We start from the raw sequence: 12395 nt of genomic DNA, 5'->3' as shown, positions 1-12395 counted from the left end.
ACGCCCGCGATCGGCCGACCGATCCTCAACACCGCCACGCACATCCTGGACGGCAACCTGCAACCGGTCCCGGTCGGCGTGCCCGGCGAGTTGTATGTCAGTGGGGTCGGCCTGGCCCGGGGCTATCTCGACAGTCCCGGGTCGACCGCGGCGCGGTTCGTGGCGAACCCGTTCGGGCCGCCGGGTTCGCGGCTCTATCGCACCGGCGACCTGGCCCGGCGCCGCCCGGACGGCGTCATCGACTACCTCGGCCGGACCGACGACCAGGTCAAGATCCGCGGCCACCGCGTCGAACCGGCCGAGATCCAGAGCGTGTTGGACGCACACCCGGACGTGCAGCGGTCCGCGGTCGTGCCGAGCGCGGACGGGACCCGGTTGACCGCCTACCTGGTCGGCGGAGCCGACCCGCACGCGCTGCGCACGTGGGCGGCGGCTCGGCTGCCGGACTACATGGTGCCGAGCGCGTTCGTGCCACTGGAGGCACTGCCGCTGACCGTCAACGGCAAACTGGATCGGGCCGCGCTGCCCGAGCCGGACTTCGCCGCGTCGGTTTCCGACCGAGGGCCCCGGGACACCGTCGAGGCGGTGCTGTGTCGGGTCTTCGCCGACGTCCTGGACCTGCCTCGGGTGGGCATCGACGACAACTTCTTCACTCTCGGCGGGCATTCGCTGCTCGCGGTGCGTCTGGTCGGCGCGATCCGGGCCGCCGATCCGGGGCGCGACCCCGATGCGGTCACGGTCGCGATGGTGTTGACCGCACCGACGGTCGCCGACCTCGCGGAGCGGTTGCGCGCCGGCCGTGCCGCGCACGACCCGACGGCGCCGGTAGCGGTGCTGCGGGCCGGCGGCGAACTCCCGCCGCTGTTCTGTGTGCATGCCGGCTTCGGCTTCGCCTGGACCTACACGAGCCTGCTCGCGCAGGTGCCGGCCGATCACCCGGTGTACGGGCTCCAGTCCGCGATGTTGTCCGGCGCCGCCGCGCCGGACCGGTTCGAGGACCTGGTCGCGGAGCACCTGCGCAGCATCCGCACGATCCGGCCGCACGGCCCCTATCGGCTCCTGGGCTGGTCCTTCGGCGGCGAACTCGCGTACGCGCTGGCCACCGAGTTGCAGCGTGCGGGCGAGCGGGTGGACCTGCTGGTGCTCGTCGACGCTCAGCCGCCGGTGCCACGAGCGGACGGCGACCCGGCCCAGGACGACGGGTTCGGCGAAGAGGCCGCGCGGGCACAGTTGTTGCGGTCGACGGCGGCCGGGACGGACCTGGTCGGCGCGCTGGGCGAGGAGTTGGTGGCGGCGCTGCTGCGCACCCGCATCGCGTACGAACCCCTCGCACCCGCCGACCCCTACCCGGCGTTCCGCGGCGACGTGTTGTGTGTCGCCGCGCGGGAGAACACCGAGCGCACCGGCCGTCGGGCCTGGGCGGCCCATGTGCGCGGCGTGGTCGAGGAGCACGTCCTCGACCACGCGCACGACGATCTGCTGACCTCGGCCGCGGTGGCCCAATGGGGCCCGCACGTACGCCGAAGGTTGCCTGCACCACACCGAGAGAGGCACTGACCCATCATGCGAACATTCGCAGCGCCGGCCTTCGTCCGCCGGCACACCGCCCGCCGTTCCGGCCCCTCCCGGATCGCCGCGGTCGCGATAGTCGCGGCCCTCGTGTCGGGCCTGGCGGCCTGCGGCGACGGCGACGACAAGAAGGACTCGACCGGCACCGGGCCCGCCTCGGCGCCGGCCTCTCCCGGTACGGGCGGGGCGGCGGCGCCGGCGTACCCGATCACGATCACGCACAAGCTGGGCACGACCACGATCAAGAAGGCGCCCAAGCGCATCGTCGCGCTGGGCGAGGGCGATCAGGACGCCGCGCTCGCGCTCGCGACCAAGCTGGCCGGCATGGTCGAGACGACCCCGCCGGACGGGGTGGCTCCGTGGGCCAAGCCCAAGCTGGGCGGGGACAAGCCGCAGATCATCACGATGGGCGAGAACGGCGCTCCGCTGGAGAAGGTGCTCGCGCTCCAGCCCGATCTGATCCTGGCGAACACCGACTACTGGGTCGAGCAGGAGTACGAGAAGCTCAGCAAGATCGCGCCGACCACGGCGTTCGAAACCGGCCCCTCGCAGGACAGTTGGCAGCAGGTGACCCGGCAGGTGGGCAAGGCGCTGGGCAAGTCCACCGAGGCCGAGAAGCTGGTGACCGATCTGGAGGCCAAGGTCGCCGGCGTCGCCAAGCGCCATCCGGCGATCACGGGCAAGTCGTTCGCGCTGACCAACGCGCAGAACGCGGGCACGGTCGCGGTGCTCAAGGACCGGTCCGACACGTCCGTGAAGCTGCTCGCCGGGTTCGGGATGACCTTCCCGGACAGCCTCGCCGGGCTGCCGGGGGCCGGATTCGCGGCCGAGTTGAGCATGGAACGGCTGGACGTGCTCGAAGTGGGCGTGTTGCTGAGCAACTACAACGGCGACGACGTGCTGCGCAAGGCGATCGAGGGCAATCCGCAGTTCGCGAAGCTGAACGTGGTCAAGCGGGGCTCGTACGTGCCGCTGGACTCCAACGACTTCTGGGCGCTGCGCGCGCCCACCCCGCTGGCGGTGGAGTACGTGGTCGACAAGATCATGCCCCGCGTGGACGCCGCGGCACAGGCCGCGAAGAGCTGACCACAGGTTGCCGGTTGCCTTCGTGAAATGACCTCAACTCCCGTTCCGTCTCCGGGAGTTGAGGTCATTTGCCGTATCGCGACGGCGCTCCGGGCACGGTGGGCCGGTGTGCGGTCGGTGTCAGAGTACGGCGACCGTGGTGCCGGCGATCTGGCCCGGCATGCCGGGTACCGGTTCGGCCGGGTCGGCGCCGAGCGCCACGATCCGGTTGTCCGTGTCGACGTGCACCACGCGGGGTCGATGCCCGGCGATCTCGGTCTCGTCCAGGAGCACGAAGGCCATCACGATCACCAGGTCGCCGGGGTGGATCAGCCGTGCGGCGGCCCCGTTGGCGCCGATCACCCCGCTGCCACGCGGGCCGGGGATCGCGTAGGTGGTCAGGCGGGCTCCGGTGTCGATGTCGACCACCTGGACCACCTCGCCCTCGGCGATGCCCGCCGCGTCCAGCAGGTCCTCGTCGACCGTCAGCGAACCGACGTAGTGCAGGTCGGCCTGGGTCACCCGGGCCCGATGGATCTTGCCGCTCAGCAACGTGCGCAACACCGGTGTTCTCCGCTCAGTTCTCGGTGGCGGCCACGAGGGAGCGCGGTCGCATGTCGGTCCAGTGGCTCTCGATGTGTTCCAGGCAGTGCGCTCGGGAGGCGGGTCCGTGCTCGGTGTGCCAGCCGTCGGGCGGGGTCAGGAACTCGGGCCACAGCGAGTACTGGCCCTCGTCGTTGACCAGGGCCAGGAACGTGCCGGAATCGTCGTCGAACGGGTTCGTCACAGCCGTCGGCCTTTCGTGGTCGGCGTGTTGGTCGTCGATGTGCCGCCGGGGGAGTCGGCGGTGGGTGCGTGGTCGGCGGGGCCGGGGTCGTCGGCCGGGAGTGTCGCCGTCTCGCCGGGTTCCGGTGCCGGGTCCGCGATCGGCGCCGAGGTCGGTCCGGCGGCGCGCAGCGCGGGCAGGGCGCCGGCGACCGCGAGCACCGCGGCGACACACGCCACGCCGCCCGCGACCAGGGTGGCGCCGGGGCCGAGCAGCCGGGCGACGCCGCCGGAGAGCGCGTTGCCGGTTGCCGGGCCCGCGGTGGCCTGGGCCAGCCACAGGCTGCCCACCCGGCCCTGGAGCCGGTCGGGCGTGTACTGCTGGAGGAGCGCGCGGCGCAGGATCTCGGAGATCGTGTCGGCGCCGCCCGCGAGGGCCAGCAGGAGCAGTCCCAACCACAGGTGCCGGCTCAGACCGAACGCGGCGATCGCCGCGCCCCACAGCGCGGCCACCATGATCAGCGTCGTCCCGGGGCGTCGGGCCCGGCCGATCCAGCCGCTGGCCAGGGCGCCCAGGAAGGCGCCCACGGCGGGTGCGGTGTAGAGCAGGCCGACGGCGGTGGGGCCGCCGTCGAACACCTCGTTGCCCATCTCCGGGAACAGCGCGTACGGCATCGCCAGGACGACGGCGGCCAGGTCGACGAGCATCAGCCCGCGAATGATCCGGTTCGCCCGCACGTGCCGCAGGCCGTCCAGGATGGCCTGTACCGGGTGTTGCGTGGCGTCGTGATCGGGGTCGGCGTCCGCGTCGGGTTCGGGGCGCAGATCCGGCAGCCGCCACAACAGGGCCGCGCCCACCACGAATCCGGCCGCGTCGATCAGGTAGCACACCGCGACCCCCGGACCGGCGGCGATCAGGCCCGCCAGGCTGGGGCCGACCATGGCGCCGAACTGGGTGGTCAGGGTGAGCAACGCCCCGGCGGCGGCCAGGTGTTCGCGTCCGGCCAGGGCGGGGGTGACGGCCATCAGCGCGGGTGCGCCCAGGCCGCCGGCGACGCCTGCGGCGATGGCGGCGAGGTAGACGAACCACAGTTGCGGCTCGGGGGCGAGGGCGTTGCCGGCCAGGGCCAGGACCACGACGGCGGAGCCGGCCCGGGTGGCCAGGATCAGCCGGCGTCGGTCGGCCCGGTCGGCCAGCACGCCGCCGGCGAGCAGGCCGACGCACAGGCTGACGCCGATCACCAGGTTGACCAGCCCCACGTGCAGCGAGGAGTTGCCGAGGTCGTACACCTGGATGCTCGCGCCGACCGAGGTCAAGGCGGTGCCGAGCATGGACAGCGCGGTCGCGGTGAACAACAGCCGGAAGTCGCGGTTGGCGCGCAGCGGCGTGATGTCCACCGCGATATCGCCCAGACGCACGGATCAGCCCTGTCGGGAGGAGGTCACCGGGCCGGACGCGAGGTCGGCCCCGGTCCCGGCCCGGGACGTGGCGTCGGTTTCGGCCTCGGGGGCGGGGTCCGAGGCGGTGTGTTCGTTGATCGAGGCGAGGATCTCGCCGGCGCGGACCGCGATGTTGGACAGGAGGGTGGAGCCGAGGCCGTGGGTGTGCTCGGTTCCGCCCTGGAGGTAGATCCCGGCGTCGAGCGGGGGTTCGGTGACCACGCGGTAGTCGCGGCCCAGCCGCGGGCGTCCGTATTCGTCGCGGGCGCACGCCCGGGCGGTGTCGCCGAGGAGCGCGAGACCGTCGCCGGGTCGGTAGCCCGTCGCGTAGACGACCACGTCGGCGCGCAGCGTCTCGGTTTTGCCGGTGGGCAGGAACTCGACGTCCACATGGGCGGCTTCGGGATCCTCGCGCACCTCCACGACCCGGGTGGCGTGCCGGATGTACAGGCGCTGCCGGCCCCGGACGCGCTCCTCGTACACGCGTCGGTACAGCTCCTCGATCAGATCCCCGTCCACGACCGAGTAGTTCGTGTTGCGGTGATAGTCCGTCAGTTGCCGTTTGACCTGCTCGGGCGCCTCGAAGTAGTGGTCGACGGCGGCCGGGTCGAAGATGCGGTTGGCGAACGGGCTGTCGTCCGCGGGGGAGTAGCCGTAGCGGCTGAAGACCGCGTGTATCTGTGCGTCCGGGAAGCGGCGATGCAGGTAGTCCGCGCTCTCGGCGGCGCTTTGCCCGGCGCCGACCACCACCGCAGTGCGCACGTCGGCCGGATCGAGGTCGGCGACGTTGGGCACCAGCCGGGAGTTGTGCCACACCCGCGTGGTGATGCCGACGCCGTCCGGCAGATGCGGGCTCAGGCCCGGGGCGAGGACCACGTTGCGGGCGCGGTGTACGACGGGGTCGTTCGCGACGGTGACGTCGAAGGCGGTGATCCGGCCGTCGGTGACCACGGGTTCGATCGCCAGGACCTCGGCGGCGTAGCGCACCTGGTGGGCCACCCGGGCCGCGGCCCATTCGAGGTAGCCGTGGAACTCGGCCCGGAGCGGGAAGAACACCTTGTGGTTGACGAAGTCGACGAGGCGGCCGATCGAGTGCAGGTAGGCGACGAAGCTGAAGTCGCTGGTCGGATTCCTCATCGTGGCAAGGTCCTTGAGGAACGAGACCTGCATGGTCGCGCCGTCGACGAGCATGCCGCGGTGCCAGCCGAAGGTCTGCTGTTTCTCCAGGAACAGGGCGTCGACCCGGTGTTCCGGTGCGGCGAGCGTGTTGTGTTCCTCGATCGCGACGGCGAGCGCCAGGTTCGAAGGCCCGAATCCGACCCCGACGAGGTCGTGAATGGTCTTTCCGTCGTGCCGAGCTGAGGTCAACGCACGCGTCCCTTCTGGGTGGTGGCCTCGAAGGGCACACAGAGCACTTACGGCGGTACGTAGGCGAGGCTAACCTAACTCCGATCGCTGTGACCAGGGTCGGACGCGGTTCGCCGGCTAGCGACGCCCGCCGAGCGGGATGACCAACGGGGTGCCGGCGATGGGGCATTCGATCACCGCGGCGCGCAGGTCGAACACCTCCCGGACCAGGTCGGGGGTGACGATCTCGGTGGGCGGTCCGGCCGCGAGCACTCGGCCGTCGCGCATCGCGATCAGGTGGTCGGCGTACCGGCACGCGTGGTTGAGCTCGTGGATGACCATCACCACGGTGCGGCCCTCGGCCCGCCCCAACTCGGCCACCAACTCCAATACGTCCACCTGGTAGGCCAGATCGAGGTAGGTGGTGGGCTCGTCCAGGAGCAATACCGGGGTGTCCTGGGCCAGTGCCATCGCGATCCACACGCGTTGGCGCTGCCCGCCGGAGAGTTCGTCGATGGCGCGTCCGGCGAGGGCGTCCACGCCGGTGGCCGACAGCGCGGCGTCGACCACGGCATCGTCGCCGGACGACCACTGTCGCCACCAGCGCTGGTAGGGCGTGCGACCGCGGGCGACCAGATCGCGCACGGTGATTCCCTCGGGGGCGGTCGGCGACTGCGGGAGCAGCGCCAGCCGTTGCGCGAAGTCCCGCCCGGAATGGCGGGCCACGCTCTCGCCGTCGAGCAGGACGGTGCCCTGACGCGGTTTCAGCAACCGGGCCAGAGCGCGCAGCGCGGTCGACTTGCCGCACGCGTTGGGGCCGACCAGGGCGGTCACCCGGCCGGCGGGGATGTCCAGGTCCAGGTCTCGGGCGACGGTGCGTTCGCCGTAGCCGAGGGTGAGTCCCTCGGCGGCCATCCCGGGGGCGGTTGCCGGGGAGGCGGTGGCGGGAGGATGCGGCAGGGTTGCGACGGCGCTCGGGGACGGGGCTGCCTTTCCCGCTGCCGACTCGGTGGATTGCCTTGTGTGCGGCGTCTGTTCGACGGACGCGATCGAGTCGTCGGCTTCGTTCGCCTCGTTCGCTTCGGTGCCGTCCGGGTGCCCCGTCGGCTTCGTCTGCTCTGTCGCGGAACCCACGTCAGCCTCCCTTTCCGGCCCGGTTGTTCCGGGCGAGCAACCACAGCAGGTACGGCGCCCCGACGGCGCCGGTGACGATGCCGACCGGGAGTTCGGTGGGGAACGCGGTCCGGGCGACCACGTCCGCCAGGACCACCAGGGCCGCGCCGACCAGGCCGCTGAGCACCAGCGGCAGACCGGGGGTGCCGGCCAGCCTGCGGGCGATCTGCGGGGCGGCGAGCGCGACGAAGACCACCGGCCCCGCGCACGCGGTCGCCACCGCCGTCAGCGCGGTGGCCAGCACGAGCAGCCCGATCCGCGAGCGGGTGACCGGCATGCCCAGGCTCGCGGCGGTGTCGTCGTCGAACTGGAGCATGCGGTACGGCCGGGCGAGTGCGATGGTCGCGGGCACCAGGACGACGAGCGTGTAGCCCAGCCAGCGCACGTGGGTGTACTCGCGTCCGTCCAGGCTGCCGGTCAGCCACGAGGTGGCCCGGGTCGCGGCGTCGATGTCGACGCGCGCGAGCATCCAGCGGGTGGACGCGGCCAGCATGCCGTTGACCGCGATGCCCACGAGCACGAAGCCGTACCCGGAGATGGTGCCGCCGCGAAACGCCAACAGGTAGATGGCCGCAGCCGTGGCGAGTGCGCCGACCAGGGCGCCGAACGGGACCGCGCCGTAGGTCGTGGACCGCGTGGTGCTCACGCCGCCCAGCAGGATCGCCAGGACGGCGCCGGCGCCGGCCCCGGCGGTGATCCCGATCAGGTCCGGCCCGGCCAGCGGATTGCGCGTGACGGCCTGGAAGACCGCCCCGGACATGCCGAGTGCGAGCCCGACCAGCATGCCCACCAGGGCGCGCGGGAGCCGGAGTTCGTGCACGACCAACTCGGCGTCGGCGGGCCCGGCCCCGAACAGCCCGGTGACCACGTCGCGCCAGGCGAGCGGATAGTCGCCCAGCGCCAGCGACGCGATCAGCCCGCCGAAGACCACCGCGACCAGGCCGAGGACGGCGACGAGGGTGCGCGGGCGCACGGCGAGCCCGAGCGGCCCGCGTTCCCACCGCAACACGCGCGGCAGGTGATCGGCAGTCTTCATCCGGAGTGCTCCCCGATCCTTCCACGCCTGACCAGATAGATGAGGAACGGCGCTCCCAGGAACGCGGTGACCACGCCGACCTCCACCTCCGTCGGGCGCGCGATCACCCGGCCGACCACGTCGGCGAGCAACAACAACACCGCGCCCGCCAGCCCCGAACACGGCACCAACCAGCGGGCGTCCGGTCCGGTGAAGGCCCGCAACACGTGCGGGACGACCAGGCCGACGAACACGATCGGCCCGGCGGCGGCGACCGCCGTACCGGTCAGCAGGACCACCGCGAGTGCGCCCAGGGCGCGGGTGGCGCCCGCTCGGGTGCCGAGCGTGGTGGCGAGTTCGTCGCCCAGGGCCAAGGCGTTGAGCCGGCCGGTCAGGCCGAGCGCGAGGCAGACGCCGACCAGTACGAACGGCAGCAGGAACAGCGTGGTCTCGCCGTCCCGACCGGCGAGCGAACCGACCGCCCAGGAGCGGTACCGGCCGAGCGAGTCGGGGTCGGTCAGCACCAGGGCGCTGGTGCCGGCCTCCAGCAGGGCGCTGACCGCCGCCCCCGCGAGCGCGAGTTTGGCGGGAGTGGCGCCGCCGACGCCGGCTCCGCCGACGAGATAGGCGATCGTGCCCGCGATCGCCGCGCCGACGAAGGCGAACCACAGATAGCTGTGCGATCCGGTCAGTCCGAGCAACCCCACGCTCGCCGCGACCGCGAAGGCCGCGCCCGCGCTGACCCCGATCAGCCCGGGATCGGCCAGCGGATTGCGGGTCACGTCCTGGGCCACCGCGCCGGCCACACCCAGCGCGACGCCGACCAGCAGCCCGAGCAGGGTGCGCGGGACCCGCAGATCGCGGATCAGCCCGGCGTCACCGGTGCGTTCGCCGCCGAGCATGGCGAACACCTCGCTCGGCGCGACGGTGCGGGTGCCGATGGCCAGCGACGCGAACACCGCGCCGAGCAACAGCACGGCCAGCAGCACCAGCAGCCCCAGCCGTCGCGAACGGCCGGACGCGGCACGGGCGTCGGGCACGGCGACGACGGACGAAGCGTCGGGGGAATCGACCCGGAGAGACACTCCAGTAAGGTAAGGCATACCTGAACGACTTGCCCAGTGTGCCCCGTCGCGGCGCCACGACGACCCCGAACCATCGAGTCCGCAACGACGAAGGAGTCCCATGGCGCGAGACGACACGGCGAACCCGGTCACCGAGGGCCGCGGCCGTACCGGGCGTTCGCCGATCCGCACCTGTCTGGCCACGGTCGTGCGCTCGGTCGAGGTGACCCCGCGAATGTTGCGACTGACGCTCGGCGGCGAGCGGTTGCGCGGATTCGACGGTGGCAGGCAGGCGGATGAACGGGTCAAACTGTTCTTTCCGCCTCTGGGCGAGTCGATCCCGGTGATGCCCGAATTCGGCCCGGACGGCCCGGTCCATCCCGACGGCTGCACACCGGCGCACGCGCGCAACTACACCGTGCGACGCTTCGACCCGGCCGGACCCGAACTCGACATCGACTTCGTGATCCACGGCGGCGGCCGCGCGGTCGAGTGGGCGCGCGACGCCCGACCCGGTGACGTTCTGGGCATAGCCGGCCCCCTGCCCGGCTCGCTCCCGCCCGCCGACGCCGACCAGTTGCTGATCGCCGGCGACGAGACGGCACTGCCGGCCGTCGCCTCGATCCTCGAACGCCTCGCCCCCGGCACCCGCGCACACGTCTTCGTCGAGGTCGCCGACCGCCACGAGGAACAGCCCCTGGTCGCCGCCCCGGACACCGACGTGCGGATCCGTTGGCTGCACCGCGATACCGCGATCGACGCGGACGAGGACCAACTGGCCGACGCGGTCTGCGAATTCCCCTGGCCAGACGGGACCGTGCACGCCTGGGTCGCCGGTGAGGCACTCACCGTCCGCACCATCCGCCGCTACCTGCGCAACGAACGCGGCCTGAACCGGGACACCCTGCACGCGGCCGGCTATTGGCGCCGCGGCAAGACGGTGGAGGAGTGGCTGAACGAAGCGGAGGACACCGAGAGTTGACACTCGACCCGGCCGCCGGGCGCCGAAGGCGCACGGCCGACGCACGGGTTCGAGAACAACTCCGGCCAGGGGTGTCATGAAACCGCACGGTCGAGGCGTTACTCGTGTGACGCCAACGTGTGGAGGCCCCATGTCGGGAAGCAAGGCCGCGGACTTCGAGGAGTTCGCGCATGCGCGCAGCAGCCAACTGTTGCGTACCGCCTGCCTGCTCACCGGCGATTGGCACCTGGCCGAAGACCTGGTGCAGGAGACCTTCGGGAAGTTGTTCCCACGCTGGAACCGGGTGAGCACGATGGACGCCCCGATGGCGTACGCGCACACCACCCTGGTCCGCACCTTCCTGTCCGCGCGCCGACTCAAACGCTGGTCGGAGCATCCCGCCGAGGAACTCCCGGAGCCGCACGCGCCGGCCACCGCCGACATCGAGCTGCGGCTGACGCTCCTGGAAGGGCTGGCCCGGCTGTCCCCGGCCGATCGCGCGGTGCTGGTGCTGCGCTATTGGGAGGACTACTCGGTCAAGGAGACCGCGGACATCCTGCGGACCGCGCCCGGCACCGTACCGGTGCGCGCCAAGCGGGCCCTGGGCCGGCTGCGCACCCTCCTGGGCACCGAACTGGGCATCCCGGCGCCGACATGCTGACCGGACCCGAAGGCCACCACCGACCCCGTGATCGCGACCGGAAGGACGTGCAGGCCGTGTTCACCGATACGGACCCGTTCAGCGACGAGGACTTCGAACGGTACGAACGGGAGTTGCCCGGTGCGCTGCGCGCGGTCGGCGACACGTTTCCCGGCCCCAGCTCCGACCTGGTAGCGCGTGGTCTCGCCCGCGGCCGGCAACGCCGGCGGTTCCGCACCCTGCGGCGGAGCGCCCTCGCCGCCGTCCTGGTGACGGCGAGCGTCGCCGGCTGGGCCACCGTCCGGGGCACGTTCGACGCGTCGACGGCCGGGCCCGGGGACCGCCCCGACACGCCCTGGGTGACCAAGGCGCCGCGCGACCTGATGCCCCTGCTGGCCGCGGCCGTTCCCGCCGACGGTGGACTGACCGACGGGGAGACCCACTTCGAGGCCGGCCTGCCGAGGGTGCTCCGGACCGAGGCGCGGGTCCAGGCGACGTACCGCAATCCGTCCGGATCCTCGGTGCTCACCGTGGTGATCAACCGCCCGGGTCCCGGAGACGACCAGGACCCCGCCGCCACGACCTGCGCCGGGACCCGCCCGGAGGACGAGTGCACCCGCTCGACCGACCCGGACAACGGCGTGCTGATCGCCCGCAAGACCTCGAAGCAGGCGGGAAGCGTCGAGCAGGAGTGGCGTGCGGTGTACATCCGTCCGGACGGCGCACACGTCGACGTGCGCGTCGGCGGCAGATACCTGCTGCCGGGCGATACCACCGGCATTTCGGTGCTGAGCCTGGAGCAGATCGCCGCCGTCGCCCGCAGCGCGAGCTGGGAGCCGGTGGTCGCCGCCATACCCACCCCCGCCCAGCAGGTCGCCGGGCTGGTGCCGGCCCTGTTGTCGCCCGGCTCGCACGTGGTGTCCGCGGACGGCTCCTCGGGCACGGGCGAGTTCGTGGTGGACACCCAGGGCAGGACGAACGGGCTGAACGTGAGCGCCGAGGCCGGCCCGGTCGGCGAGCGCCCGGTCTGTCCGCCGGGCGTCGACGGCAGCACCTCGGCGGGGGGTTGCGAGATCGTCAAGCTGTCCGACGGCACCCCGGCACGGATCGACACGGAGCGCACCGAGGACGGCCGGTACGTGCCCTGGGCCCTGACCGCGTTCCGCGCCCACGGACTCAGGATCCGCTTCGAGGCGAACACGCCGCCCGTGAAGGAGCGGGGCGAGAAGCGCTCGATCGACTGGGCCGGACTCCCCGTGATCCAGGAGCAGGCGAAGACGATCGCGGTCTCCCCGCGCTGGGACGCCCCCTGACCGGCCGGCACCGGTGATCCCGGGCCCGGGCCGCTGATCCACG

The 12395-nt window shown here is 72.4% G+C and carries 12 protein-coding genes; 5 read left to right on the top strand and 7 right to left on the bottom strand.

Annotated elements, in window-relative coordinates; all coding sequences use genetic code 11:
- Together ABZ374_RS37840 and ABZ374_RS37835 are read left to right on the top strand one after the other, a co-directional pair.
- On the top strand, positions 1-1557 hold a 1557-nt coding region (locus ABZ374_RS37840), incomplete at its 5' end, for a thioesterase domain-containing protein (protein ID WP_360320328.1).
- Between the two features lie 6 nt (positions 1558-1563).
- Positions 1564-2655 (top strand): ABC transporter substrate-binding protein, encoded by a 1092-nt coding sequence (locus ABZ374_RS37835; protein ID WP_360320325.1) that lies wholly within the window; start codon positions 1564-1566, stop codon positions 2653-2655.
- 120 nt (positions 2656-2775) lie between these two features.
- On the opposite strand, the gene panD is transcribed toward ABZ374_RS37835, so the two are convergent.
- The 7 genes from panD to ABZ374_RS37800 form a co-directional block, all read right to left on the bottom strand.
- Entirely contained in the window at positions 2776-3198 is a 423-nt protein-coding gene (gene panD, locus ABZ374_RS37830; protein WP_360320322.1) for an aspartate 1-decarboxylase, read from the bottom strand.
- Between the two features lie 13 nt (positions 3199-3211).
- A complete protein-coding gene (locus ABZ374_RS37825) occupies positions 3212-3421 on the bottom strand; it encodes an MbtH family protein (RefSeq protein WP_360320319.1) in 210 nt (69 codons plus the stop codon).
- On the bottom strand, positions 3418-4818 hold the full coding sequence (entS, locus tag ABZ374_RS37820) for an enterobactin transporter EntS (RefSeq protein WP_360320317.1): 1401 nt from the start codon (positions 4816-4818) through the stop codon (positions 3418-3420). Before entS ends, ABZ374_RS37825 begins: the two co-directional genes overlap by 4 nt.
- A gap of 3 nt (positions 4819-4821) precedes the next feature.
- Positions 4822-6207 carry a SidA/IucD/PvdA family monooxygenase gene (locus tag ABZ374_RS37815; RefSeq protein ID WP_360320314.1) on the bottom strand — a complete coding sequence of 462 codons (1386 nt, stop codon included), beginning with the start codon at positions 6205-6207 and terminating at the stop codon, positions 4822-4824.
- A gap of 117 nt (positions 6208-6324) precedes the next feature.
- A complete protein-coding gene (locus ABZ374_RS37810; protein WP_360320311.1) occupies positions 6325-7101 on the bottom strand; it encodes an ABC transporter ATP-binding protein in 777 nt (258 codons plus the stop codon).
- A 220-nt stretch (positions 7102-7321) separates the two neighbouring features.
- Positions 7322-8395 carry an iron chelate uptake ABC transporter family permease subunit gene (locus ABZ374_RS37805; RefSeq protein ID WP_360320308.1) on the bottom strand — a complete coding sequence of 358 codons (1074 nt, stop codon included), beginning with the start codon at positions 8393-8395 and terminating at the stop codon, positions 7322-7324.
- Positions 8392-9459, bottom strand: a complete 1068-nt coding sequence (locus tag ABZ374_RS37800; RefSeq protein WP_360320305.1) for an iron ABC transporter permease — start codon at positions 9457-9459, stop codon at positions 8392-8394. The genes ABZ374_RS37805 and ABZ374_RS37800 overlap by 4 nt, the downstream gene beginning before the upstream one ends.
- Positions 9460-9559: 100 nt before the next feature.
- Between ABZ374_RS37800 and ABZ374_RS37795 the strand changes: the two genes are divergently transcribed.
- The 3 genes from ABZ374_RS37795 (at position 9560) to ABZ374_RS37785 (ending at position 12352) form a co-directional block, all read left to right on the top strand.
- Positions 9560-10420, top strand: coding sequence for a siderophore-interacting protein (locus ABZ374_RS37795; RefSeq protein ID WP_360320302.1), 861 nt, complete (start codon positions 9560-9562; stop codon positions 10418-10420).
- Between the two features lie 130 nt (positions 10421-10550).
- Entirely contained in the window at positions 10551-11060 is a 510-nt protein-coding gene (locus tag ABZ374_RS37790) for a SigE family RNA polymerase sigma factor (protein WP_360320299.1), read from the top strand.
- A 56-nt stretch (positions 11061-11116) separates the two neighbouring features.
- Positions 11117-12352, top strand: a complete 1236-nt coding sequence (locus tag ABZ374_RS37785; RefSeq protein WP_360320296.1) for a hypothetical protein — start codon at positions 11117-11119, stop codon at positions 12350-12352.
- Positions 12353-12395: the final 43 nt, after the last annotated feature.

The organism is Embleya sp. NPDC005971 (genome assembly GCF_040629175.1).
GTDB lineage: Bacteria > Actinomycetota > Actinomycetes > Streptomycetales > Streptomycetaceae > Embleya.
The sequence above is the reverse complement of the archived record's forward strand: the minus strand, read 5'-3'. Positions and strand labels throughout refer to the sequence as shown.